Here is a 25,595-nt window from a genome sequence, read left to right on the forward strand (position 1 = left end):
TCAGACCGCCTCTTCCTGACGGGCGGCCGCGAGGCGGACCGCGTCGAGGATCTTCTCGTAGCCGGTACAGCGGCAGAGGTTGCCCGACAGCGCCTCACGGATGTCCGCGTCGCTCGGGGAGGGGTTGCGCTCCAGCATCTCGTCGGCCGCGACCAGCAGGCCCGGGGTGCAGAAGCCGCACTGCACGGCGCCCGCGTCGATGAACGCCTGCTGGATCGGGGAGAGTCCGCCCGCCTCGCCGGTCCGCGAGTCCGTACCGCCCGGCTGCCACCGCTGGGCGCTCCGCAGGCTCGTACCGCACGCACCCGAGGCGCAGCCGTCGCCGGGATGGGCGCTGTCGCGGTGCTCGGCGTAGTCCGCCAGGCCCTCGACGGTGATGACCTCGCGGCCCTCGGCCTGGCCGGCCGCCACCAGACAGGAACAGACCGGGACGCCGTCGAGCCGCACCGTACAGGAGCCGCATTCGCCCTGCTCACAGGCGTTCTTCGAGCCCGGGAGGCCCATGCGCTCGCGCAGTACGTACAGCAGGCTCTCGCCCTCCCAGACGTCGTCGGCTTCCTGCCTGCGGCCGTTGACCGTGAACGTGACGCGCATGGCTATGCAGCTCCTTCGAGGGTCCGGCCGGTGCCGCCGCCGTCGGCGCGGTACTGCTCCCAGGTCCAGCCGAGCTGGCGGCGGGCCATGATGCCGACCGCGTGGCGGCGGTACTTCGCGGTGCCGCGCACGTCGTCGATGGGGTTGCAGGCGCCCGCGACGAGGTCCGCGAACCGCGTGGCGACGGACGGCGTGATGGTCTTGCCGCTGTCCCAGAAGCCGCCCTCGTCGAGCGCCGCGTTCAGAAAGATCTCGGCGTCCCGCGCCCGTACGGGGGTGGGCGCCGCCGAGCCGATGCCGGTCCGTACGGTCCGGGTCCCGGGGTGCAGGGCCAGCCCGAAGGCGCAGACCGCGATGACCATCGCGTTGCGGGTGCCGACCTTCGAGTACTGCTGCGGTCCGTCCGCCTTCTTGATGTGCACCGACTTGATCAGCTCGTCGGGTTCGAGGGCGTTGCGCTTCACGCCGGTGTAGAACGCGTCGATCGGGATACGGCGCGCGCCGCGTACCGACTCGACCTCGACCTCGGCGCCCGCGGCGAGCAGCGCCGGGTGCGCGTCACCGGCCGGGGAGGCGGTGCCGAGGTTGCCCCCGACGCCCCCGCGGTTGCGGATCTGCGGCGAGGCGACGGTGTGCGAGGCGAGGGCGAGGCCCGGCAGCTCCGCCCGCAGGTGCTCCATGATGTGGGTGTACGGGACGGAGGCGCCCAGCTGGACGTTCTCTTCGCCGACCACCCAGTCACGCAGCTCGTCGATCCGGTTCAGGTCGAGCAGGTACTCCGGCCGCCGGTGATCGAAGTTGATCTCGACCATGACGTCCGTGCCACCCGCGATGGGCACAGCGGTGGGGTGCTCGGCCTTGGCGGCGAGCGCCTCCTCCCAGCTGGCGGGGCGAAGGAAGTCCATCTTGGCTCTCTTCTTGATCGTCTTGGTGATCGCTGGGGATCGCTGGTGATCACTGAGCTCCGGGGACGGCCGGTCTCACAAGTACACAAGCAGCGCTTCCGCCTGGTGCAGTCACCGAAACCATGAAGGAATTGGCTGGTCGCCTTCCGAGTCTTGTAGATTCGAACGAAAGGCGAAGACCGGGTAACCAGAAGGTCTTCGTGCCGAAACGCAAGGTGCGAAATCAGAGATCGGCGGCGACGAGATGCGGCTGCGCGCACTGCTGGAAACCGACGCGCTGGGCCTGCGACTGCTCGGCGGCGAGGAGGAGCTGGACCGGACGGTCCGCGGGGTGATGACCACCGACCTGCGGGACCCGAGCCGCTATCTGTCGGGCGGTGAGCTGGTCCTCAGCGGCCTCGCCTGGCGGCACTCCGCCGAGGACTCGGAACCGTTCGTACGTATCCTCGCGGGCGCCGGGGTGGCCGGGCTCGCCGCGGGCGAGGCGGAGCTGGGCGCCGTCCCGGAGGACCTGGTCACGGCGTGTGCGCGGCACCGGCTGCCGCTCTTCGCGGTGGACGAGGACGTGGCGTTCGCGACGGTCACGGAGTATGTGGTGCGCCAGGTGTCCGGCGAACGCGCCGGGGATCTCGCGGCGGTCGTCGACCGGCACCGCAGGCTGATGACCTCGGGCCCGGCGGGCGGTGGCCCGGATGTGGTCCTCGATCTCCTCGGCTCCGATCTCGATCTGCGGGCGTGGGTGCTCTCCCCCACCGGCCGGCAGATCGCGGGCGCCGGTGCCCCGCTGTCACCGGCGAGGGCCGCCGTGCTGGCCGGTGAGCATCTGGCCGCCACCCGCGCCGGTCGCCGTAGCCCGTATCGGACGACCGTCGACGGGACGGCATACTCCCTCTTCCCGGTCCGCAATGTGGGGCGCGGGACCACACCGACCGCCTTCCGGGATGTACGCGAGACCGTGCTCTCCGACTGGCTGCTCGCGGTCGAGGCGGATGCGGGCGACTGGCCCGCGGCCCGGCTGGACCTGCTCCAGGGGGTGACGCAGCTGATCGCGGTGGAACGGGACCGGCGCGAGGCGGCCCGTACGGTACGCCGCCGGCTCGCCCAGGAAGTCCTGGAGCTGGTACAGACGGGCGCCGCCCCGGCCGAGATCGCCGCCCGGCTGCGGGTGGCCGCCCCCGTGCTGCTGCCCGGACTGGGCACGGCGCCGCACTGGCAGGTCGTGGTGGCCCGGGTGGAGTGGGCGGGGAACGGCACGGACACCGGCGAGGGCGGCGCGGCAGGCACCGGCGGTACGGGCGGCTCCGCCGCGGCACTGGTCGAGGCCGGCGCGGTGGCCCAGTCGGTGCTGGAGGAGATCCTCGTCGACCCCGCGTGGACGGGGCCGGGCACCGGAGCCGGGGCCGGAGCGGACGCCACCGACCGGATCGCGGTGGCCCATACGGAGGACGAGGCGATCGCGCTCGTACCGCTGCCCGCGGCGCCCGTGGAACGCGTGCCCGCCGAGCCCGCGTCCGTCCCGGACGCGGGCGAGGGGGCGCTGCCCGGCGGCGCCGACGGGGCGGAGAAGCCCCAGGACGCCCCCGCCGCGGACCCCGGCCTCCACGCGGACGCGCTGCTGGCCGCCGTACGGAACCCGCTGTCCGCGGGGCTCGCGGACGACGGCCGGCTGACGCTGGGCGTGAGCGCGGCGGTGCACTCGGCGGAGGGCCTGCGCGGCGCGCTGGAGGAAGCCCGTCACGCCCGCCGGGTGGCGGCGGCCAGGCCGGGCCGGGTCTGCGCGGCGGGCCACCATGAACTGGCCTCCCACGTACTGCTGTTGCCGTTCGTCCCGGACGACGTACGGCGCGCCTTCACCGCGCGCCTGCTGGACCCGCTGCGCGACTACGACCGGCGCCACCGCGCGGAGCTGATCCCCACGCTGGAGGCGTTCCTCGACTGCGACGGCTCCTGGACGCGGTGTGCGGCCCGGCTGCATCTGCATGTCAACACGCTGCGGTACCGGGTGGGCAGGATCGAGCAGCTCACGGGGCGCGATCTGGCGCGCCTGGAGGACAAGTTGGACTTCTTCCTGGCGCTGCGGATGAGCTGAGATCGCGGACGGTGGCCGCCGGGTCACCGGGTGCCAGGGGACGGGTGGTTGACCGCCATCACCCGGATCGGTCACGAGAAGATCCTCTCCCGCCGCGAGGACGGACCGCGGTGCGCCCGCCGTGTCTCCCGCCATGCCGGTTGTCCCAGGTGAGAGCCCTCACGGCGGTCCGGTGCGCCCCGGTGGGCGGCCTCGCGCACCCCGGTCGCCCGTGCCCCGCGGCCACCGCCGACGACCACGTGATTGTGAAATTTTTCACCTGACCTATTGGCCCGGCGTGCCGATCCATGCTGAGATGCGTCCACACTCAACAGCACAATGGCGCGCTCGGGGAGGGCAATGTGGCGCATACCGCCATGTCTGGTTCCGGAACCACCGCTGGTGACGACCCTCTCCAGACCGCGGTATGGCGGCTGCGCTCGCGCGGCTGTTGGACCGACGCAGCGGCTCTGCTCGCACCGCACTCCGCCGTCCCGGCCCGGACGCTCCAGCGGGCCTCGCTGCTCATCGAGCGCTGTCTGTTCACGGGCGGCGGCTGGCCGGAGGCCGAGGACGCGCTCCGCTCGGCGGAGGCCACGGCGCGCGAGGACCACGAACGGGGCGCCGCCGCGTGCGAGCGCGGCCATCTCGCCTACGCCTCGACCGTCCTCGGCGTACGCGACCGGGCGGACGAGGCGCGGTCGGCGCTGGGGCGGGCGGCGGCGCTGCTGGATCCGACGGCTCCCGGGCGCGCGCTGCTGGACTTCCGGCGCGGTCTGGTCGCGGAACACCTCGCCGACTCCCCGCAGTCGGCGCGCGCCGCGTACCGCCGCGCCCACGCCGCCGCCACGGCGCACGGCGAGACGCTCCTGCTCTCCTTCACCTGGCGCCATCTGGCCGGACTGGCCCTGCGGGAGGGCGAGTTGGCGGAGGCGCGGCACGGCTTCGGCGAGTCCCTGCGTATCCGGGAGGAGTTGGGCTACCTGGTGGGCACGGCCCCGGCCCTCGCCGCCCTGGCCGACGCGGAACCGGAGCCGGAGGCGACCCGTCTGCGCGCAGAGGCCGGGCGCCTGTTCCGGCTGCTGGGCGGCGTCCCCACCTGGCTCGCGGACCAGCTCGCCCCTCCGGCGTCGCCGGCCCCCGCGGTCTGAGTGACGGGGAGGCCGCGCGGCAGCGCGCTCGCCGCGGTCCGGACGAAGCCCTCCGGCCCGGTGTAGACCGGCCCGCCCCACGAACGGGTGAGGAAGGGACGTTTCCGCAGCGGCTGTCCGAGTGAAGGGGCGCATACGCGCGTGACGAGGTGGCCAGACTGCCCCCGCTCCACCGCCACCTCCGGCTCCTCCACCTGTTCCCCGCCACGCGCGCGGGAACGGGCACACGCACAGAAAGAGGTCCCGTGAAGAGTCTCGGAAGGACCCTGGTCACCGCCGGCGCCGCCGCCGTTCTCTGTGTCGGCTTCCCGCTCAACGCCCACGCGGCCGAGGGGCTGCTCTTCTATACGTCGGAGTACGGCGCGATCGTCCTGGAGAACCCCACGGACGGCCTGTGCTACAGCGTCGGAACCGCCCAGGACCCGCAGAACTCCACCGACCGTGTCGCGACCTTCTACAGCGCGAAGCGATGCGCGGGCACCGCCACCCGGCTCAAACCCGGCGAGGAGGGCTTCCTCACGTTCGCTTCGGTGAAGTTCACCCGCTGACCGGGTCCCCCGGCAGCGGGTCAGTGGTCGGGATCGAGGTTGACCATCTTCCTGGGGTCGACGATGCGGTCGAAGTCCTGTGCCGTGATGTAGCCGGTGGCGAGGGCGGCTTCGCGCAGTGTGGTCCCCTCGTCGTCGGCCTTGTGGGCGATCCGGCCGGCCTTGTCGTAACCGATCTCCGGGGAGAGCGCGGTGACGAGCATCAGGGAGCGTGCGAGATAGGTGTCGATCTGCTCGCGGTGCAGGCCGGCGCCCTCGACGCAGTAGACGCGCAGCTTCTCGCACGCGTCCGCGAGTATGCGGGCGGAGTGCAGGAAGTTGTTGATGACGACGGGCCGCATGGCGTTGAGTTCGAAGTTGCCCTGGCTGCCGGCGAAGGCGATGGCGCTGTCCTCCGCGAGCACCTGGACGCAGACCATGACCATCGCCTCGCACTGGGTCGGGTTGACCTTGCCGGGCATGATGGAGCTGCCGGGTTCGTTCGCGGGCAGCGCGAGTTCGCTGATGCCGCAGCGCGGGCCCGAGGCGAGCCAGCGCAGGTCATTGGCGATTTTCATGAGCGGTACGGCCAGCGCCCGCAGCCCGGCCGACGCCGCCACGATGGCGTCCAGACTTCCCTGTGCGGCGAAGGAGTTGGCGGCGGTGCGGAACGGGCGGCCCGTCAGCTCGGCGATCTCCTGGGCCACTTGCCCGCCGAAGCCCTCGGGGGCGTTGAGGCCGGTACCGACCGCGGTCCCGCCGACGGCCAGTTCCCACAGGCCCGGCAGCGTCGCTTCGACGCGGTCGACGGCGCCGGACAGCTGGGCGGCGTAGCCGGACCACTCCTGGCCCACGGTCAGGGGGACCGCGTCCTCGAGGTGGGTGCGTCCGATCTTGACGATTTCCCACCAGTCACGGGACTTGGCGTCCATCGCCTGCCGTAGCTCCCTCACTTTCGGGAGCAGGTGCTCGTCGATCTGCCGTACGGCGGCGATGTGCATGGCGGTGGGGAAGGTGTCGTTGGAGGACTGGCCCATGTTGACGTGATCGTTGGGGTGGATCGGCGTCTTGGAGCCGAGGGTGCCGCCGACAAGCTGGATCGCCCGGTTGCCGATGACCTCGTTGACGTTCATATTGCTCTGGGTGCCGGAGCCGGTCTGCCACACGTACAACGGGAAGTGGTCGTCCAGGGCGCCGCGGATCACCTCGTCGGCCACGTGGGCGATCAGGTCGGCCTTCCACTTCGGCAGGCGGCCCTGGCGTCCGTTGACGAGTGCGGCGGCCTTCTTGACGTAGCCGTAGGCGTGGTAGACGGACGTGGGCATGCGGTCGTTCCCGATGGAGAAGTGGATCAGGGACCGCTGGGTCTGGGCGCCCCAGTAGCGGTCGGCGGGCACGTCGACGGCGCCCATCGAGTCGGTTTCGCGGCGGTGGCCGGTGGCGTTGATGCCGATCGGCACGTCCCGTACCCTCGGCGGCTTTTCCTCGGCGTTCTGATGACGGGTGGTCACGGCGACGCCTCCTTACTCGTCCTTCTCGTCCTTGTTCGTCCTTCTCCTCTTCCGTATCCCGCTTCGCTTCTCGCTTCTCGCTTTTTCGGGCAGTGGTCACAGGCCCGGCTGCCGCATGGCTTCCCTGTACGGCCCGGACCGGGTCACCCAGCCGACAGGGCTCGTCACTCCGCGCATTTCCCGCCCCTAATTCCATGCTTGGACTTTTCCGCCGCGGGCGCCACCGGAGGCCCTGGAGCAGCCGTTTCCATGCCGACAGCGCGGCTTTGGGCCGAGGCGAACCGCCGTGGCCGCCGCACATACCGTTACGGCCTCCGCACCACCTCACCACCTGCTCGCCATGAACGCACCGGGTTGACGTCTCCGGTACACCTCCACCGGCAGAACAAAAGGAACACATCACCCACAATGCGGGCAATAATTGCGGCCCGAGGCGGCCCGAGACGAACGAGGAACGAGCACCAACAGGCCCAAAAGGGGAACCTTGCTGAATTTCCGTCAGATGCCAGATACAGAACAGAACGACATGGACGTCGCCCCATCGTGTGGTGATAAGATCGCCAAGCTTGCCAAGCGGTGCCAAACCCGCTATGGCATAAAGGAAAAGTCAGCGCATCGGCCCAGAATTCCGCCACCCCCGGGGGAGAACTATGCCATTAGCCGGGCCTTTCAAGGCAGTCCGGCAGGCGACCATGCGCCGACCTGTCCCATAATCAGTGACCGCGATATGTCTGTGACCGCGAGATCACTCGAACGTACCCTCCAGACATTCAGTACCTGGTGGCCCAGTCGCCCGAAGAGAGTCTTATGACGCAATACTTCCAGGATCCAGCGCTTTGGGGTCTGATCGCTGGTACTCCTGTCGCCGCGACCGCGATCATTCGCGGAAGAAAATCGATCGCCGAGCTACGGAAGGAGAAACAGGAGCTCAAGGCTCATTACGCCACCCTTGAGGACCATTACGCGGAGGCCGTGGAAGAGGCCAAGGACAGGGCGGAAGAAGCCACCAAGACGGCGCTGAAGTCCGCCATGCGGACGCTTCAGGGTCTCGCCAGCGAACAGCAGCTGGCCATCACCAAACTTCAGGACAAGTACGGCGAACTCCAGATTCTCCAGGACCTCCTGGACATCGACCACATGAATTCGCAGTTCGCCCGGCGTGCGCAGTCCATCGCCGTGCTCTGCGACGGATGGCTCGGCCGTCAGCGCGATCCGGCCTCGCTGTACGACGTGGTCCGCAGCGCGAAGGGCCGTATTCGCCACTTCACCCGTGTCGAGATCCGGGCCCAGAGTAATTTCGCCATTGTCAGCCGGGCCGTCGAGCCGGTCGCGCTCACCCTCGCCGAACTGCTGGACAACGCCACCAGTTACTCGGCGCCGGAAACAGTGATCGAGATCAATATCCGGCCCGTGCCCAAGGGCGTCTGCATCATCGTGGACGACGCCGGTGTCGGCATGAACGAGGAGGAGAAGGCCAGGGCGGCCAAGCTCCTGTCGAGCGAACGCTCCCCCGGCGTCTCCGGTCTCGGCAATCCGCCGCAGTTCGGCTTCACCGTGATCGGCGTGCTCGCCGCTCGCTACGGCTTCACCGTGTCCGTGGATTCCACGTCACCCTACGGCGGTGTGCGCGCGGTGGTGCTGCTCCCCGACGAGCTCCTCACCGCCCTGCCTGAGCGCGCGCCCGAGCCCAAGCCCACGCCCGAGCCCAAGGAGTTCCCCACCGTGGCAGCGTCCTCCCCGATGCCGCCCGAGGAAAACCCGGTGGCTCCCTCGACCACATTCGGCGGTCTCCCGAAACGCCGGCGGAGAGGCGCGATATCCATCGTGCCGACCGCCGACAGTTCGGACGCCCCGGCTCGCTCCAGCGAACAAGCCGCCTCCGTCATGGGCGCGTTCCAGCGGGGTACGCAATCGGGCCGCCGTACCACCAACGCAAGCAGCGAAGGGCATGAGACTCAGTGAATTACGATCTGTCATGGATGCTTGACAGTGCCCTTGAAGTACCCGAAGCACGGCACGCGATCCTCGTCTCGGCCGATGGCCTGCTCATGGCCCGCTCGAAGGACGTCGGCAAGGATCACGCCGATACCGTCGCCGCGGCGATGAGCGGAATGCAGTCGCTGAGCCGCACGGTCGCCGACTTCTGCGGCGCACCGCCGAACAACCGGCCGCACTGGCGCCAGACGCTGGTGGAGTTCGATCACGGCTGGGTCTTCCTCATCTCCGCCGGCGAGGGCGCCTATCTCGCCGTTTCCGCGTCGCCCGACGTCGACATGGCCGAGATCACCTTCCGTATGCAGCAGCTCGTCGGCCAGCTCGGCAAATCCCTGACCAGTCCCCCTCGCGAGATTGCTGACACCAAGGCATGACCACAACAGATGAGCCGGATCAGGAACCAATAGCGCCGCAATTAGTGCGACCGTATGTCATCACCAACGGCCGCAGCCTGCTCGGTGACCATGAGTTTTCCTTGATCACTCTGGTCACAGCGGCCGAGGACGTACCCAGAGCGGCGAATCTCGACCCTGAGAAGCGCCGTCTGCTGGAGTTGTGTTCGGGTGGCTATCTCTCGGTCGCCGAAATCGTCGGACACTCTCATCTCCCCGTGGGTGTCGTCAAAATCCTGCTGTCCGACCTCACGGAGGAGGGGTATCTCTTCACGCGCGCCCCGATACCTGCCGCGAAACTCGTCGACCGGCAGATACTCGAGGAGGTGCTGAATGGTCTTCAAGCCCGCTTTGGATGACGGTGTCTATCTGCGCGAGTCGGTGCAGACCGCTGCGAAGATCCTGGTGGTCGGGCATTTCGCCGTGGGCAAGACGACATTCATCGGGACCATGTCCGAGATCCCGCCGCTGCGTACCGAAGAAGTGATGACGCAGGCCGGCGAGGGAATCGACGACCTCAAAGGCACGCCCGGCAAGACCACGACGACGGTGGCCATGGACTTCGGCCGCCTCACGCTCAGCGACAGGCTGGTCCTCTACCTCTTCGGCACACCTGGACAGCAGAGATTCGTCCAGGTGTGGGAAGACATGTCCCGGGGCGCACTCGGGGCATTGGTGCTGGTGGATCCCGAGCGTCTCGAAGAGTCCTTCCCCGTGATGGACCTCGTCGAACACTACGGAATTCCCTACACCATAGCGGTCAATCGATTCGACGACACAGCGACCCATCAGGACGAGGAAATACGAGAGGCGCTCGATCTGCTGCCGGAGACGCCCCTCGTCAATTGTGACGCGCGGGACCAGCGGTCATCAGCGAACGCGCTCATCGTCCTCGTCCGCTACCTCCAGTCACGCCTTCGCTAGGAGTTCGGCATGCAATCTCATTCGGAATTCCAGGCTCCGCCACCTGGCTGCCCGGCGCACAACAGCGGCTTGCGTGTGCCCCTGTACGGTCCCGAGTTCGCTGCCGACCCGGACGCCTTCTACGAGCACATGCGGCAGTACGGCCCGGCCGCGCCCGTCGAGCTGGCCCCTGGGGTGGAGGCCTCGCTCGTCACGGACTACGCGGCGGCGCTCCATGTGCTCCAGAACCCCGAGGCGTTCGCGCGGGACTCGCGCCGCTGGCGCGCGCTCAACGAGGGGCGGGTGCCTCTCGACAGCCCGGTCCTGCCGATGATGATGTACCGGCGGAACCCGATGTTCACCGACGGCGCGGAGCACTTGAGGCTCCGTCAGGCCGTGACGGAGAGCCTGGCCAAGATCGACACGCACCGGGTGACCCGGCACGTCGAGCGCGTGGCCTCGTACCTCATCAGCCAGTTCAGCGGCCGGGGCAAGGCCGATCTGATCGGCGACTACGCGCAGGTGCTGCCGCTGCTGGTCTTCAACGACCTGTTCGGCTGCCCGGCCGAGATCGGTGACCGGCTGGTCTTCGGGCTCTCCGGCATCTTCGACGGCATCGACGCGGAGAAGGCGAACGAGGTCCTGACGGAGGCGCTGAGCGAACTGGTCGCGCTCAAGCGGGCCACGCCCGGCGAGGACGTGACCTCCTGGCTGATGCAGCATCCGGTCCGGCTCACCGACGAGGAGATGATCCATCAGATCCTGCTGCTCATCGGTGCGGGCACGGAGCCGCTGTCGAACCTGATCGCCAACTCCCTGCGGGTGCTGCTGTCCGACGACAGGTACACCGACGGACCGCACTCGGCCGGCCTGCTGGTCGAGGACGCCATCAACGACGTCCTCTGGAACAGCACCCCCATAGCCAACTACGCCGCGCACTACCCGCTGTACGACGTGGACCTCAACGGCAGCAAGCTGGACGCCGGTGACCCCGTGCTCATCAGCTTCGCCGCCGCCAACACCGACCCGAGCCTGTCCGTGAGCCGTCAGACGCTCAGCAAGCGGGCGCATCTGGCCTGGGGCGCCGGCCCGCACGCCTGCCCGGCGAAGGACCCGGCGCTGCTCATCTCCGTCCTGGCCATCGAGAAGCTGCTCAACGGCCTGCCGGACATCGAGCTGGCGGTGCCCGCGGACACACTGCTCTCCCGGCCCGGCCCGTTCCACCGCGCGCTCAGCGCGCTTCCGGCCCGTTTCACCCCGGTTCGGAAAGAGAAGTCGGAATCGGTACCGTATCCGGCGAACATCGGGCGTACTGCCGGAAATGCCCCCGCTCAGGAGTCCCAGAACAAGCCGCAGAAGGGTAGCTTCTGGAGCGGATTCCTCGCCTGGTGGAAGGTGTGAGATCCGCAACAAAGCGCGGCCCTTTACCTTCGCATGAAGGTTCAACCGTAGGGGTAGACAGGGTGGGCGAATCTTACGTGATGCCTTGAAAAGGAGTCTCTGTGGAGCCCTCCCTGACTACCTCGTCAGTAGATCGACGCGCTGTAGTCTCCATATTCTCCCGTCTGCGTACATCCAATGGCCAATCGAATCCATTGCCTCTCTACGCAGAACTCAGAGCGATGGGAGATGTCATCCCCGCACCCTGGGGCGGGCATCTGGTGACCTCCTTCAACCTCTGCGACCAGGTGCTGAGGAACAAGGCATGGCTGGTTCCCGACAGCGAGTGGCGCGCCAGGCAGGGCGCGGCAACCCGCTGGAACGCCTCCTCTTCCCGGGAAATGGGAAAGACACTGCCCGCCCTGAATCCGCCGCACCACACCAGGGTGCGGCGGTCGGTCGGGAACACCTTCGACCGTAAATCCCTCGCGAATGCCAAGGATTCCGTCGAGAAGGCCACGGAGCGATTGCTCGACCGGCTCACCGATACATTGCGGAGCGGTCAAGCCGATTTCAGTTCGCTCGTCGGCGACGAATTGCCCATCATCACGATCGGCGAATGGCTCGGGCTACCGCCCTCCGATTACCACTTGCTCCGCTCACTCACCCGCGATCAGGTGTACTCGCAGGAATTGCTGCCGACACCGAGTCAGCTCGCGCTGTCGGACGCCGCCACCGCCCAATTGCGCGAGTACTTCACGGCGGTGATACGCGAGCGCCGCCGCGCGCCGGGCGACGATCCCATCTCGGAGTGGCTGCGGACCTGGGACGATCTCGAAGCCGACCAGGAGACGGTCGACGAGGCCGTCTACTTCCTCTCCTTCCTCTTCCTCCTGGCCGCGCCGGAGACGACGTCGACGCTCCTCTGCCACATGGTGTGGCTCCTGCTGAAGCACCCGCGCCAGCTGGCCTGGCTGCGCACGCATCCGGAGCACATACCGGGCGCCGTCGAGGAGGTGCTCCGCTATGACTCGCCGAACCATGTGATCAGCAGGGTCGCCGCGGAGGACACCACCCTGGGCGGCGCGGATGTCCAGCGGGACCAGATGGTGCATCTCCTCGTCGGCGCCGCCAACCACGACCCGGAGCAGCACGCCGAGCCGGAGCTCTTCGACGTACGGCGCAAGGCCGCGCACCTCAGCTTCAGCGGCGGGATCCACTACTGCGTCGGCGCCCCGCTCGCCCGGCTGGAGGCGACGACCCTGCTGACGTCCCTGCTGAGGCGGCTGCCCGATCTCCGTCTCGACGGGGATCCCGTCTGGGCGCCCCGCGTGGGTTTCCGGCGGATGACGGAACTCCCGGTGACCAGAGCCTGACCTGTAGTCAGGGCAAATGGGACGCGACATTCGCAACGCGGCGCATGGCGACGCGACACATTGAGAACCGACATCTACACAGGGAACAGCGTGGTGGACGAGTTCAAGGCACTCCGGGTCATACAGGACGGGCCCGTGCTGAAGGTGGAGTTGAACTCCCCCGAGACAGGCAATGCCGTCTCCGGCACGCTCCTGGACGAACTGCTCTCCGTACTGGGCACCCTTCAGAACGACCCCGGAATACGGGTGTTGATCCTCTCCGGCGCGGGAGACGACTTCAGTCTCGGCGGAGATCGCGCGGAATTCGCCGAATTCCTGGCCGCGGACCCCAGTGGGGCGAGTCTGCGCATCCTGGGCAAGAAGGCACGCCGGGTCTGCGACGCGCTCGCGACGGCCGACGTGGTCACCATCGCGCGCCTGCACGGCGGCGTCATCGGGGCGGGACTCGCTCTCGCGGTGTTCTGCGATCTGCGGGCAGGGGCGGACGACTGCCGTTTCCGTATGCCCGAACTCGCCCTGGGTATGCCTCCGGCCTGGGGAGGGGCCCTGCCGAGGCTGATGCAGGAGGCGGGAGCCGCCAAGGTCCGCGAGCTGCTGCTGACCGGCGACAATTTCGACGCGGCGACGGCGGTGGAGCTGTCCGTCCTGCACAAGGTCGCCCCGGTGTCCGAGCTCGACAACGCTGTCGACGCGTGGGTCAGGCCGATGGTCCGCCGGTCCCCGGCCGCGCTGCGTACCGCCAAGGTGATGCTGAACGCGTACGGGGGCGCGAGCCGTCTCGCGGACACCACCCTGCTCGACGCGGAGCTGATGACCTCGGCACTGACCATGGCGGCGGCCGCCTCCCGTCATCGCTGACGCCGGTGTGGCACAACGGGATCCGCACAACGGGATCCGCGGGGAATCCGCGCGGTGTCAGCCGGCCGAGCCCGTGAAGTGCTCCCGTATCAGCGACTGCACCACCGGCAGGTCGCGCGCCATCAACGCGTCGAGCAGCGCGGAGTGTTCCGCGGCGTCCGCGACCAGATCGGCACGCCGTACGGCCGGGGCGCTGACCAGCGGCCACTGCGAACGGCGGTGCAAATCGTCGGCCACCATGACCAGTTGCTCGTTGCCCGAGAGGGCGAGCAGCGCGTGGTGGAAGGCGCGGTCGCACTCCGCGTACGCCGCCCGGTCCCCGACGGCTGCCGCGGCGCCCGTCGCCTCCGCCAACGGGGTCAGCCGCGCCCACCGTTCCGCGGGTACGGTACGGGCCAGCCGCAGCATCACCGGCACTTCGAGGAGCGCGCGCACCTCGGCCAGTTCGGCCAGTTCACGGGCGCTGCGTTCGATGACGCGAAAGCCGCGGTTGAGCACGACCTCGACGGCGCCCTCCAGCGCGAGCCGCTGCATGGCCTCGCGTACGGGGGTGGCGGAGACGCCGAAGCGCTCGCCGAGCACGGGAGCGGAGTAGACCTCGCCGGGCGCCAGCTCACCGCTGACGAGCGCGGTGCGCAGGGCGTCGAGGATCTGGCCGCGTACGGAATGACGACGCACCGGCGGGGACGGGCAGGCGGGCGAGGACGGGGGCGGGGACGGTGCCGAGGACGGAGGCGGGGAAGGGGACGGGGAGTGCGCGGGGGCCCCGGCGTCCTCCCGCTCACTGTGCGTGTGCTCGCCGCGCGCCTGCTCCGGCACCTGCCGGGATCCGGGGGCCGGCGCCCCGGGCACATACGGCCGCGGCACGGCCGCGTCGCGCGCTTCGCCCTGCTCCATTCCTGTCCACCTCCTTCTCCTCGCCTGTGCACGATAGGCCGACCGGGCCGCAGTTCAAACCTCGATCACATCGGGTAAGGTAAGGCTTACCTGCAAACGATCCCGATTCGGTGGTCCCTGCATGACCCTGCCCACCCTGCTGCCCGGCCTCCTCGCCTCTCCCGTGACGGACGCGTACGCCCGTCTGGCCGAGGTGTTCCCCGCGCTGAGCATCGACCAGCTCACCGAGAGTGAGCGGCCCCCCGCCGGGAGCGGCTGGGTGAGCGCGGCGGATCTGGCGGCCGGGGGCGCGGCCCTCGATACGTTCCTCGCCTGGGACGAGGAGCAGGTGCGCCGGGACTACGGACAGGAGGCGCGCCCCGATGTGGTCGCCGGCTTCGCCTTCCACCGGTACGCCTGGCCGGCCTGTCTGCTGATCACCGTGCCCTGGTTCCTGCACCGCAGGGTGCCCCGCCTGCCCGTCGAGACCGTCTCCTTCCACCGGGCGCTGGGCCGGATGACCGTCCGGATCGATGAGTTCGCCTGCCTGCCGGACGACCCGGCCGCGACACTGCCCGGCGCCCGGATCGTCCCGGACGAGGAGGCCCTGCGCGCCGAGGTGCGGGAGGCCGTCGCCGGCCATCTCGCACCGGTCCTCGACGGTTTCGCCCCGCGGATGCGGCGCGGCCGGCGGGCGCTGTGGGGGATGGCGACCGACGAGATCGTCGAGGGCCTCTGGTACATCGCCCATCTGCTGGGCGAGGAGCGGTACGCGATGGCGGAGCTGGAACGGCTGATGCCGGGCACGACCGCGCCGTATGTCGGTACGGCGGGTTTCCGCGAGCTGACCGGACCTGACGGCGAATCTTTGCCGACCCGTGACCGGGCCAGTTGCTGCCTGTTCTACACACTGCGCCCCGAGGACACCTGCGTCACCTGTCCGCGTACCTGCGACAACGACCGGGTCAGGAAGCTCGCCGCGAGCGTCTGACCCCGCGTCACCCTCGGTCCCACGCCACCCGCAGGGGTGATATTAATCGAACATGACAGCCACCTGCCGAACGGCAGTGTCAGCCGTTCGTGCCTCTTCACGTGCTGCACCGCCTCGTTGGTGTTCTCTTGTCCCGAAACCCCCTGAGCGTCACCGCACTTCCGCCAAAATGGCGTCCCAAACGCCCTACTGCGATGCAAGGAACACCGCATGCGACTGACTGACATATCGCTGAACTGGCTGCTTCCCGGCGTCGTCCTGCTCGTCGGAATCCTGGTGGCGGTGGCGGTGTTCGCGCGCGGCAAGCGCGCGGCTGACAAGCCCGCACCCGTCGAGGATTCGTGGGAACGCAGCGAGGAGCGGCGCAGGCGCAAGGAAGCCATCTACGGCATCGCCTCCTACGCGCTCCTCTTCTGCTGCGCGGCGGTCGCCGCCGCGCTCTCGTTCAAGGGCCTGGTCGGCTTCGGCCAGGAGAACCTCGGTCTCAGCGGAGGCTGGGAGTATCTCGTCCCGTTCGGTCTCGACGGAGCGGCGATGTTCTGCTCCGTGCTCGCGGTGCGCGAGGCCAGCCACGGCGACGCGGCCCTCGGCTCGCGCCTGCTGGTGTGGACGTTCGCCGGTGCCGCCGCCTGGTTCAACTGGGTGCACGCGCCCACGGGTCTCGGCCACGAGGGCGCTCCGCAGTTCTTCTCCGGCATGTCCCTCTCGGCCGCGGTCCTGTTCGACCGCGCGCTGAAGCAGACCCGCCGCGCGGCACTCCGCGAGCAGGGCCTCGTCCCCCGCCCGCTGCCGCAGATCCGGATCGTGCGGTGGCTGCGGGCACCCCGCGAGACCTTCGGCGCCTGGTCGCTGATGCTGCTGGAAGGCGTCCGTACCCTGGACGAGGCGGTCGACGAGGTACGCGAGGACCGTCGCCAGAAGGAGCAGAACCGGCACCGCAGGCGGGAGCAGGAGAAGCTGGACCGGGCGCAGATCAAGGCGCTCAACCGCCAGCACCGGGCCTGGGGCCGGGCACGTGGCGGCCGTCAGGTGGCCCTTCCCGCCGTGAACTCGGGATCGGGCTCGCCGCCGGCCGTCGAAGCCGCCGCGGAGCCTGCCATAGTGGAGCCCGGCCAACTGAACCAGCACTCCAGGCTCTCCCTTCAGCCCGTGAAGGCCGCTGAGACTCCCCGTACGGTCGATCTGACCGCGGAGGACGACACCATGGCGCTGCCCAGGCTCGACTCCCTGGAGCGCAAGCTCAAGGATCTGGAGAAGCAGTTCGGCTGACGCGGGCAGGTCGGCCGACGCGACCTCGGGGGAACAGCACTCGGACCGGTGTGACGGACAGCCGTCACGCCAGTCCGCTGTTTCGTCCCGGCGCGCGCTCTCCCGCACCCGTCCTGCCTCCCTCACCGCGCTCTCCCACACCGCGCTATCCCCACACCGCGCTCGCCCACACACCACTCTCTCCCCCACACCGCGCACTCCCCCGCACCCCGCTCACTCGCTTATCGCGCGCTCCCCTTCACCGGCCCTACGCCGCCTCGCCGTTGAGCTCGAACCACACCACCTTGCCCACCGGCCTCGCCCGTATCCCCCAGTCGTCCGCGAGGCTCCGTACCAGCGCGAGCCCCCGCCCGTGCGTGGCGTCGTCGGGCACCGGCCGCTCCGGCGCGGGCGGCGTCGGCACCCCGGCCACGAAGTCCCGTACCTCCACGCGCAGCCGGGAGTCCGCGATGGTCGCGGTGACCACGGCGCCGTCGTCCGTGTGCACCAGTGCGTTCGTGACCAGCTCGCTGATCAGCAGCTCGGCCACCGCCGCGGAGTCCCGCTCCTGCCAGTGCCGCAGCATCTCCCGCAACGCGTGGCGTACTTCGGGGACGGCCGCGAGATCGGCGCCCCCGACTCTGCGCCGCAGACCTCTCATCACTCTGTCCCCCCGGTCATGACGTCCCTTTCCCCGATGGTCCCGACCCGCCCCACGCTCGTATGCGTACAGGAGATGCATTCCCCACCCGGAATAGACCACTCATCGTGTTCATCACCTGATCGCCGCAGCGGAGGCACGGGGCGCGCGGCGGGTGCGCGAGGACTGCCCGGGGAAGTGAGGGGGGAGTGAAACCGTGCGAACCGATCCCGAGGAGCGAGGAGCACCGATGCACGACGACCGATCCCTGGTGGAAGGGCGGCTGGAACGGGCGCTGCGCCAGTTCATCCGTCCCGCGCAGTACGCGGCCCGGGAGCCGCTCGCGCTCTCCGTCTGGCACGCGCCGGGCGAGCCCGTGCCGGTGGAGCAGGCGCTCCAGGGCGGCTACGAGCCGTTCGCGACCGGTACGGAGTGGGGTTCTCCCTGGTCCACCAGCTGGTTCCGGCTGGAGGGCGTGGTCCCCGAGTCCTGGGCCGGGCGGCCGGTCGAGGTGGTCATCGACCCCGGGTTCACCGGTGAGGGGCCCGGTTTCCAGGCCGAGGGCCTGGTGTACGACGCCGCGGGCGTCCCCCTCAAGGGGATCCATCCGCGCAACCGGCACATCCCGGTCGCCGCGCCCGCGGCCGGTGGCGAATCCGTACGGCTGCTGCTGGAGGCGGCGGCCAACCCAGCCGTCCTGCACGACTTCGAGCCGACGCTCCTCGGTGACGTACTGACCGCGGGCGACCGTCCGCTCTACCGCTTCGCCGCCGCCGACCTGGCCGTCCTGGACGAGGAGGTCTGGCATCTGGTCCTCGATGTCGAGGTGCTCACGGAGCTGATGCGCGAGCTGCCCGCGGACCGCTCACGCCGCCACGAGATCCTGCGCGCCCTGGAGTCGATGCTCGACGCGCTCGATCTGCACGATGTGGCGGGCACGGCCGGCGCCGCGCGCGCCGAGCTGGCGGAGGTGCTCTCCCGGCCCGCGTCCCCGAGCGCCCACCGGATCTCGGCGGCGGGGCACGCGCATATCGACTCGGCCTGGCTGTGGCCGCTGCGGGAGACCGTACGGAAGGCGTCACGGACCTTCGCCAATGTCACGGCGCTCGCCGCCGACTACCCCGAGCTGGTCTTCGCCTGCTCACAGGCGCAGCAGTACGCGTGGGTGCGGGACCACCAGCCGCACATCTGGGAGCGGATCAAGCAGGCGGTGGCGGACGGGACATGGGCGCCGGTGGGCTCCATGTGGGTGGAGTCGGACGCCAATATGCCGGGCGGTGAGGCGCTGGCCCGGCAGATCGTGCACGGCAAGCGGTTCTTCCAGGAGGAGCTGGGCGTCGAGACGGAGGAGATCTGGCTGCCCGACTCCTTCGGCTACACGGCGGCCTTCCCGCAGCTGGCGAAGCTCGCGGGGGTGAAGTGGTTCCTCACCCAGAAGCTCTCCTGGAACCAGTCCAACAAGATGCCGCACCACTCCTTCTGGTGGGAGGGCATCGACGGTTCGCGGGTCTTCACCCACTTCCCGCCGGTCGACACGTACAACTCTCAGTTCCATGGCAGCGAACTGGCCCACGCGGAGCGGAACTTCGCCGAGAAGGGGCGCGCGTCCCGCTCGCTGGTGCCGTTCGGCTGGGGCGACGGCGGTGGCGGCCCCACCCGGGAGATGATGGAGCGGGCACGGCGGCTGAAGTCCCTGGAGGGCTCGCCCCGGGTCGAGATCGAGCACCCGGCGGCGTTCTTCGCGGCGGCCGAGGAGGAGTACGGCGACCGGGCCCCGGTCTGGTCGGGCGAGCTGTATCTGGAGCTGCACCGCGCCACGTACACCACGCAGGCCAAGACCAAGCAGGGCAACCGGCGCGCCGAACATCTCCTGCGGGAGGCCGAGTTGTGGGCGACGGCGGCGGCGCTGCACTCGGGGGGCCGCGCCGCTTCGTACGCGTATCCGTACGAGGAGCTGGACCGGATCTGGAAGACGGTGCTGCTGCACCAGTTCCATGACATCCTGCCGGGCTCGTCGATCGCCTGGGTGCACCGGGAGGCGCGCGCGACCTACGCGGCGGTACGGGACGAGCTGAACGGCATCATCGGGGAGGCGCTGGCGGCGCTGGGCGGCGACGGGAGCGCGGTGGGGGTGTGGAACGCGGCCCCGTTCGCCCGCCGCGATGTCGTCGCGGCCCGCGCCTCCGAGGTGGCGGAGGGTGTCGTGACACAGCCGCTGGCCGACGGTGAGGTGCTCGCCCCGGCCCTGGCCAGGGCGGTGGCGCCGGGCACGTTCACCACGCTCGCCCCGGCCCCCGTGACGGCGGTACCGGCCGACGGCGGCTTCGTGCTGCGCGATCAGCGGCTGGAGGTGGTCATCGACGCGGACGGGCTGCTCGCCTCCGTATGCGATCTCGTCGCGGGCCGCGAGGTGCTGGCGCCCGGCGGCCGGGGCAATCTGCTCCAGCTGCACCCGGACCACCCCAACCAGTGGGACGCCTGGGACATCGACCGGCACTACCGGCATCGGCACACCGATCTGACCGCCGCCGACTCCGTCGAGCTGATCGAGGAGGGGCCGCTGAGGGCGACGGTACGCGTGGTACGGACGTTCGGGGCGTCCCGGATCACCCAGGAGATCGGTCTCACCGCCGACACCCGGCGGGTCGATATCGTCACGGAGGTCGACTGGCAGGAGTCGGAGAAGGTCCTCAAGGCCGCGTTCCCGCTCGACGTGCACGCCGAACGGTCCACCGCCGAGGTGCAGTTCGGTCATGTGCACCGGGCGACGCACGACAACACCGGCTGGGACGCCGCCCGGTTCGAGATCTGCGCGCACCGCTGGCTGCGGGTCGCGGAGCCCGGTTACGGCGTCGCGGTGCTCAACGACTCGACGTACGGGCACGATGTGACCCGGACGCCGCACCCGGACGGGCTCGGCACGACGGTACGGCTGACGCTGCTGCGCGCCCCGCACAGCCCGGACCCGGAGACCGATCTGGGCACGCACCGCTTCCGCTACGCGCTGCTGCCCGGCGGGACGGTGGAGGAGACGGTACGGGAGGGCCTGGCGCTCAATCTGCCGCTGCGCGTGGCACCGGCGCCGGAGCAGCCGCCGCTGGTGAACGCCGACCACCCGGCGGTGACCGTGGAGGCGGTCAAGCTCGCCGAGGACCGGAGCGGGGATGTGATCGTGCGGCTCTACGAGTCGGCCGGCGGCAGGGCGGAGGCGACACTGCGGGTCGGCTTCCCGGTGATCGGCGCGCGGGTGACGGATCTGCTGGAACGGCCGCTGCACGACGCGGAGACGGACGAGGAGGGACTGCGGCTGCGGCTGCGGCCGTTCCAGATCCTGACACTGCGGCTCACGCCCGCCTGAGCTTCAGGGCGAACCGGGCCACAACCATCGCGGCGCGGCGTACCGGGCCGCACCTGTCAGGGCCGTGGCACGTTCCGCAGGTTGGAGCGTGCCATCTGGACCATGCGGCCCACCCCGCCGTCCAGGACGATCTTGCTGGCCGAGAGCGCGAAGCCCGTCACCATGTCGGCACTGATCTTCGGCGGGATGGACAGCGCGTTCGGGTCGGTGACGACATCGACCAGCGCGGGGCCCTTGTGCTTGAAGGCGTCCTTGAGCGCGCCCGCGAGCTGCCGGGGCTTCTCCACCCGCACCCCGTGGGCCCCGGCGGCGCGGGCGACGGCGGCGAAGTCCGGGTTGTGGTTGGTCGTGCCGTACGACGGCAGCCCCGCCACCAGCATCTCCACCTCCACCATGCCGAGCGCGGAGTTGTTGAACAGCACGATCTTCACCGGCAGGTCGTACTGGACGAGGGTGAGGAAGTCGCCCATCAGCATGGAGAACCCGCCGTCCCCCGACATCGAGACGACCTGGCGCCCGCGGTCGGTGAACTGCGCCCCGATGGCCTGCGGCAGCGCGTTGGCCATCGAACCGTGGCTGAACGAGCCGATGACCCGGCGCCGTCCGTTCGGTGTGAGGTAACGGGCCGCCCAGACGTTGCACATGCCGGTGTCGACGGTGAACACGGCGTCGTCGTCGGCGAGTTCGTCCAGCACGGAGGCGACGTACTCGGGGTGGATCGGGACGTGCTTCTCGACGTTGCGGGTGTACGCCTTGACCACGCCCTCCAGCGCGTCGGCGTGCTTCTTCAGCATCTTGTCGAGGAACCTGCGGTCCGTCTTGGCCCGCACGCGCGGTGTCACACAGGTCAGGGTCTCGCGGACATCTCCCCAGACGGCGAGGTCCAGCTTGGAGCGGCGGCCGAGGTGCTCCGGCCTGATGTCGACCTGGACGATCTTGACATCGTCGGGCAGGAAGGCGTTGTACGGGAAGTCCGTGCCGAGCAGGATCAGCAGATCGCACTGGTGGGTGGCCTCGTAGGCGGCTCCGTAGCCGAGCAGTCCGCTCATCCCGACGTCGTACGGGTTGTCGTACTGGATCCACTCCTTGCCGCGCAGGGCGTGCCCGACGGGGGACTTGACGCGCTCGGCGAACTCCATCACCTGGGCGTGCGCGCCTGCCGTGCCGCTGCCGCAGAAGAGGGTGATCCGGTTCGCCTCGTCGATCATGCGGACGAGCTTGTCGATCTCCGCGTCCCCGGGGCGCACGGACGGCCGGGAGGTGACGAGCGCGTGCTCCTCCGCCTTCTCGGGGGCGGGCGCGGAGGCGATGTCGCCGGGGAGGGTGACCACGCTGACGCCGCTCCGCCCGATGGCGTGCTGGATCGCCGTCTGGACGAGGCGCGGCATCTGTCTCGGGTTGGAGATCATCTCGTTGTAGTGGCTGCACTCACCGAACAGCAGATCCGGGTGGGTCTCCTGGAAGTAGCTGAGACCGATCTCGCTGGACGGGATGTGGGAGGCGAGGGCGAGGACGGGCGCCATGGAACGGTGGGCGTCGTAGAGGCCGTTGATGAGATGCAGATTGCCGGGACCGCAGGAGCCGGCGCAGGCGGCGAGCCTGCCGGTGATCTGGGCCTCGGCGCCGGCCGCGAAGGCGGCGGTCTCCTCGTGCCTGACCTGGATCCAGTCGATCGCGCGGTTGCGCCGGATGGCGTCGACGACGGGGTTGAGGCTGTCCCCGACGACTCCGTACAGCCGTTGGACCCCTGCCTTGACGAGGATGTCGACGAACTGTTCCGCCACGCTCTGCTTGGCCATGGAAGCGCACCCCTTCTGTCCGGTGTCCATCAACGCACGCCGGACGGGGTTACGCCTCCCAGACGCCGACCGCTGTGCGGTCGTCGGCGTAACCCTTCACCCGCAGCCGGGTGTCCGCGAGGAACTCGGCCATGTCCGGTGGACCGCCCGGACCCCAGCGGCCGGCCAGTTCGCGGGCGAGCGCGGGCTCGCCGCGCAGCGGTTCGGCCAGACCGGCGCTGCACAGCAGGAGGGTGTCACCCGGCCGGGCCACCGACGCGCGGAACCGGAACGGCTCGGGCGGCGGAGGAGGCGGTGCCGCCTCGCCCTGCGGGGAGGCGGCGTGCGGGGAGGCGTGCGGGGAGGTGGTGTGCGGGGGTGAGGGGTACGGCGACGGGGGGTACGCGGACGAGGTGTACAGGGACGGGGGCTTGGTGATCGCCAGATCCAGCGTCAGCCTGTCGCCCTCGGGTGTTTCGGGCGGCGGGGAGCCGAAGCCGACCACGGGCGCGCCGGTGGAAGCGGCGGGATCGGCGAAAGGCGGCTCCAGGTCCTGCCACGCGCCGTCCCTGAGCCGGAAGAGGCCACCGTCACCGACGCCGAAGAACACACGGGTACGGCAGCCGGGATCGGCGGAGAGCAGCAGACAGCGCAGGTCGGCGGTGTACTGCCCCGGAGGCAGTCCCTGTTCGGCGGCGCGGGCCCGGAGCTTGCCGAACCCCCGGTCGGTCAGCCGGTGCAGCCCGGACTTGAGGTCGCCCCTGCGGCCCGCCCGTATGTCCGCGGAGAGGCTGCCGTGGCTGTGTCCGACAGCGCCGCCGATCCAGCGTGCCACGTCCGCCGCGGCGCGATGGGCGCCCTCGGTGGCGCGGGCCCCACTGGCCACGGCGACGAGGACGAGCGCGTCGGCGCCCTCCCCGAAGCGGGCGGTCAGGAGCGCGTCGCGGCGGGGATCGCCGCGGTAGCGGGCGGAGTCGCCCCGTACGGACATGGCCCGCAGGGTGTACGCGCCGTAGCGCGCGCCGTCGAGGACGGTGTCGGCGACGATCTCGTCCAGCCGGTCGGCGTGCGCGGCGGGCAGGGCGGTGGGTTCGGGGTCGTAGGTGGGCAGCCCGTCGCCCACGTGGGTGACGGGGGCGGGCGGGACAGGCGGGACAGGCGGCGCATACGGCGCGGTATGGGCCGGCCGGGCGGCGGAGGCGGGCGGGGTGGCGGGGGGCGCGGGCTCACCGGGCGCGGGGGGTACGGGAGTTGACCGACGCGGGTCCGGGGGCCGGGGCGGGTCCGGGGGCCGGGGCGGGTCCGGGGGTCGCGGAGAGGGCGCGGGCGGAGTCGGGTGCGGGGACGTGGGCGGGGGTGACCCGGCCGTCGCGCCCGGCAGCGGCCGTGCGTCGCTGGGCGCGTAGGGGGCGGCCGGCTCCCACGGCGCCCCCGCGGCGGGCCGCTGAGCGCCCGATCGCTCCGGAGTCACGTCTTCCGGCCGCGTCCCGGCCGCGTCCGACACCCGGTCCGCGCCCGCGCCCGGGTCCGGGTCCGCGCCCGGGTCCGCGTCCGGGTCCGGGTCCGGGTCCGACAGCGCGTCAGCCGCCGAGTCGAAGCGATCATCGAGCGTGTCACCCGCCGCCGGGCCGGGGCCGGTGTCCGGCGCGGACGCGTCGTACAGCCGGTTCCACCAGTCGCCGTCGGCCGGCCTCTCCCCCTGCTGGCTCATGAGCCTATTTTCGACCGCGGCGGGGGCGCGAAAACGGCGCGCGCGGAAAAAGCGGGGAGAAACCCGGAATCCGCCGGGCGACCCCACCCCCCACGGGAAGGACGCCCGGCGGACGTTCACAGATTCGAGCAGAGCCGAGTCATGCATACCCAGGGGGCATATGACCGGGTCTGTTGCTGCTGTGATGGCGCCACCTTGGCAGACAAAGGGCCTGTACAGGGATGATGGGGAGCGGCGGGTTTACGCCGTGGCCGGTTTCCGCCACGGCGCATGGCGGAAAGAGCGCGGCCGGGGAGGCCGCGCGGGCGTCCAGGGAGGGGTTGGCAGGGATGCTGGGAGCGATAGGTCTCGACGAGAGACAGGAGTCCGCGTACCGCGCGCTGGTGGCGATCGGCGCCGCGGAGGTGGCGGATCTGGCCCATCGGCTCGCGCTCCCCGAGCCCGACACCGAACGGGCCCTGCGCAGGCTGGAGCGGCAGGGCCTGGCCGCGCAGTCCTCGTCCCGGGCCGGTCGGTGGGTCGCGGCGCCACCCGCCGTCGCGCTCGGCGCGCTGCTCACCCAGCACCGCCATGAGCTGGAGCAGGCCGAACTGGCCGCCGTGCTGCTCGCGGAGGAGTACCGCGCGGAGGCCACCGAGCCCGCGGTGCACGATCTGATCGAGGTGGTGACGGGCGCGAGCGCGGTGGCCCACCGCTTCCGCCAGTTGCAGCTGGGTGCCGCGGAGGAGGTCTGCGCCCTCGTCACCGGCCGGCCGGTGGCCGTGACCGGGATGGACAACGAGGCCGAGGAGCGGGCGGCCGAGCGCGGGGTCGCGTACCGGGTGGTGCTCGAACGCGAGGTGCTCTCGCTGCCGACCGGTGTCACCGAACTGTCCGCCGCGCTCGGCCGCGACGAACAGGTCCGGGTGACCGAGCGCGTGCCGACGAAGCTGGTGGTGGCGGACCGCGCCCTGGCGATGGTGCCGCTGACGGGCCGTGGCGTCGGGCCCGCGGCCCTGGTCGTGCACGCCAGCGGACTGCTGGAGTCGCTGATGGGACTCTTCGAGGCGGTGTGGCGCGAGGCGCTGCCGCTGCGGCTCGGTACGGGCGGCACGGTCATGGAGCTGGACGCTCCCGGCCCCGACACCACCGACCTGGAGATCCTCTCCCTCCTGCTCGCCGGCATGACCGACGCGAGCGTGGCCAAGCAACTGGACCTGGGGCTGCGCACCGTACAGCGCCGGGTGAAGGGGCTGATGGAGCTGAGCGGGGTGACGACCCGTCTCCAACTGGGCTGGCACGCCTACGAGAAGGGCTGGGTGGCACGCGACCCCCGGCCCTGAGCCCGCGACCG

Annotated in this window: 21 protein-coding genes; 14 read left to right on the forward strand and 7 right to left on the reverse strand. The window is 70.4% G+C overall.

Features of this window, described 5'->3' with window-relative positions:
* Both ACIOGX_RS16355 and ACIOGX_RS16360 read right to left on the reverse strand, forming a co-directional pair.
* A complete protein-coding gene (locus tag ACIOGX_RS16355; RefSeq protein ID WP_384764071.1) occupies positions 1–594 on the reverse strand; it encodes a (2Fe-2S)-binding protein in 594 nt (197 codons plus the stop codon).
* 2 nt (positions 595–596) lie between these two features.
* The gene (locus tag ACIOGX_RS16360; protein ID WP_356510348.1) at positions 597–1,499 is read right to left on the reverse strand and encodes a xanthine dehydrogenase family protein subunit M; all 903 of its coding nucleotides are present in this window, start codon (positions 1,497–1,499) and stop codon (positions 597–599) included.
* 244 nt (positions 1,500–1,743) lie between these two features.
* Between ACIOGX_RS16360 and ACIOGX_RS16365 the strand changes: the two genes are divergently transcribed.
* The 3 genes from ACIOGX_RS16365 (at position 1,744) to ACIOGX_RS16375 (ending at position 5,266) form a co-directional block, all read left to right on the forward strand.
* Positions 1,744–3,588 carry a PucR family transcriptional regulator ligand-binding domain-containing protein gene (locus ACIOGX_RS16365; protein WP_401913775.1) on the forward strand — a complete coding sequence of 615 codons (1,845 nt, stop codon included), beginning with the start codon at positions 1,744–1,746 and terminating at the stop codon, positions 3,586–3,588.
* A 341-nt stretch (positions 3,589–3,929) separates the two neighbouring features.
* Entirely contained in the window at positions 3,930–4,718 is a 789-nt protein-coding gene (locus ACIOGX_RS16370; RefSeq protein WP_129768926.1) for a hypothetical protein, read from the forward strand.
* A gap of 245 nt (positions 4,719–4,963) precedes the next feature.
* Positions 4,964–5,266: a hypothetical protein gene (locus tag ACIOGX_RS16375; RefSeq protein ID WP_401913778.1), complete on the forward strand. Its 303-nt coding sequence runs from the start codon at positions 4,964–4,966 to the stop codon at positions 5,264–5,266.
* 20 nt (positions 5,267–5,286) lie between these two features.
* Here the strand turns inward: ACIOGX_RS16375 and fumC are convergent, their stop codons facing one another.
* Entirely contained in the window at positions 5,287–6,756 is a 1,470-nt protein-coding gene (gene fumC / locus ACIOGX_RS16380; protein ID WP_401913781.1) for a class II fumarate hydratase, read from the reverse strand.
* A gap of 807 nt (positions 6,757–7,563) precedes the next feature.
* On the opposite strand from fumC, the gene ACIOGX_RS16385 reads away from it, so the two are divergent.
* The 7 genes from ACIOGX_RS16385 (at position 7,564) to ACIOGX_RS16415 (ending at position 13,660) form a co-directional block, all read left to right on the forward strand.
* Positions 7,564–8,718, forward strand: a complete 1,155-nt coding sequence (locus ACIOGX_RS16385; RefSeq protein WP_129768923.1) for a sensor histidine kinase KdpD — start codon at positions 7,564–7,566, stop codon at positions 8,716–8,718.
* A complete protein-coding gene (locus ACIOGX_RS16390; RefSeq protein WP_356510356.1) occupies positions 8,715–9,125 on the forward strand; it encodes a roadblock/LC7 domain-containing protein in 411 nt (136 codons plus the stop codon). Before ACIOGX_RS16385 ends, ACIOGX_RS16390 begins: the two co-directional genes overlap by 4 nt.
* A complete protein-coding gene (locus ACIOGX_RS16395; RefSeq protein ID WP_356510358.1) occupies positions 9,122–9,502 on the forward strand; it encodes a DUF742 domain-containing protein in 381 nt (126 codons plus the stop codon). Before ACIOGX_RS16390 ends, ACIOGX_RS16395 begins: the two co-directional genes overlap by 4 nt.
* Complete coding sequence (locus ACIOGX_RS16400) at positions 9,477–10,067, forward strand: ATP/GTP-binding protein (RefSeq protein ID WP_356510360.1); 591 nt, start codon at positions 9,477–9,479, stop codon at positions 10,065–10,067. Before ACIOGX_RS16395 ends, ACIOGX_RS16400 begins: the two co-directional genes overlap by 26 nt.
* Positions 10,068–10,076: 9 nt before the next feature.
* Complete coding sequence (locus ACIOGX_RS16405; RefSeq protein ID WP_356510362.1) at positions 10,077–11,447, forward strand: cytochrome P450; 1,371 nt, start codon at positions 10,077–10,079, stop codon at positions 11,445–11,447.
* A 221-nt stretch (positions 11,448–11,668) separates the two neighbouring features.
* Positions 11,669–12,802 (forward strand): cytochrome P450, encoded by a 1,134-nt coding sequence (locus tag ACIOGX_RS16410; RefSeq protein ID WP_356510364.1) that lies wholly within the window; start codon positions 11,669–11,671, stop codon positions 12,800–12,802.
* Positions 12,803–12,892: 90 nt separating this feature from the next.
* Positions 12,893–13,660, forward strand: coding sequence for an enoyl-CoA hydratase/isomerase family protein (locus ACIOGX_RS16415; protein WP_401913787.1), 768 nt, complete (start codon positions 12,893–12,895; stop codon positions 13,658–13,660).
* Between the two features lie 57 nt (positions 13,661–13,717).
* On the opposite strand, the gene ACIOGX_RS16420 is transcribed toward ACIOGX_RS16415, so the two are convergent.
* The gene (locus ACIOGX_RS16420; protein WP_401913790.1) at positions 13,718–14,557 is read right to left on the reverse strand and encodes a GntR family transcriptional regulator; all 840 of its coding nucleotides are present in this window, start codon (positions 14,555–14,557) and stop codon (positions 13,718–13,720) included.
* A 121-nt stretch (positions 14,558–14,678) separates the two neighbouring features.
* Between ACIOGX_RS16420 and ACIOGX_RS16425 the strand changes: the two genes are divergently transcribed.
* Together ACIOGX_RS16425 and ACIOGX_RS16430 are read left to right on the forward strand one after the other, a co-directional pair.
* Positions 14,679–15,527, forward strand: coding sequence for a (2Fe-2S)-binding protein (locus tag ACIOGX_RS16425; RefSeq protein WP_356510370.1), 849 nt, complete (start codon positions 14,679–14,681; stop codon positions 15,525–15,527).
* 210 nt (positions 15,528–15,737) lie between these two features.
* Entirely contained in the window at positions 15,738–16,796 is a 1,059-nt protein-coding gene (locus tag ACIOGX_RS16430; protein ID WP_356510372.1) for a DUF2637 domain-containing protein, read from the forward strand.
* A gap of 247 nt (positions 16,797–17,043) precedes the next feature.
* Here ACIOGX_RS16430 and ACIOGX_RS16435 read toward each other — a convergent pair whose 3' ends face one another.
* A complete protein-coding gene (locus ACIOGX_RS16435) occupies positions 17,044–17,436 on the reverse strand; it encodes an ATP-binding protein (RefSeq protein WP_193563969.1) in 393 nt (130 codons plus the stop codon).
* 229 nt (positions 17,437–17,665) lie between these two features.
* On the opposite strand from ACIOGX_RS16435, the gene ACIOGX_RS16440 reads away from it, so the two are divergent.
* Entirely contained in the window at positions 17,666–20,773 is a 3,108-nt protein-coding gene (locus ACIOGX_RS16440; RefSeq protein WP_401913795.1) for an alpha-mannosidase, read from the forward strand.
* Between the two features lie 56 nt (positions 20,774–20,829).
* On the opposite strand, the gene ACIOGX_RS16445 is transcribed toward ACIOGX_RS16440, so the two are convergent.
* Both ACIOGX_RS16445 and ACIOGX_RS16450 read right to left on the reverse strand, forming a co-directional pair.
* Positions 20,830–22,572 carry a pyruvate dehydrogenase gene (locus ACIOGX_RS16445; protein ID WP_401913798.1) on the reverse strand — a complete coding sequence of 581 codons (1,743 nt, stop codon included), beginning with the start codon at positions 22,570–22,572 and terminating at the stop codon, positions 20,830–20,832.
* Between the two features lie 49 nt (positions 22,573–22,621).
* Positions 22,622–24,262: a protein phosphatase 2C domain-containing protein gene (locus tag ACIOGX_RS16450; protein ID WP_401913800.1), complete on the reverse strand. Its 1,641-nt coding sequence runs from the start codon at positions 24,260–24,262 to the stop codon at positions 22,622–22,624.
* A 329-nt stretch (positions 24,263–24,591) separates the two neighbouring features.
* Between ACIOGX_RS16450 and ACIOGX_RS16455 the strand changes: the two genes are divergently transcribed.
* Positions 24,592–25,584, forward strand: a complete 993-nt coding sequence (locus tag ACIOGX_RS16455) for a helix-turn-helix domain-containing protein (protein ID WP_401766294.1) — start codon at positions 24,592–24,594, stop codon at positions 25,582–25,584.
* Positions 25,585–25,595 lie beyond the last annotated feature (11 nt).

The organism is Streptomyces sp. NPDC088147, assembly GCF_044741565.1.
Taxonomy (GTDB): Bacteria; Actinomycetota; Actinomycetes; order Streptomycetales; family Streptomycetaceae; genus Streptomyces.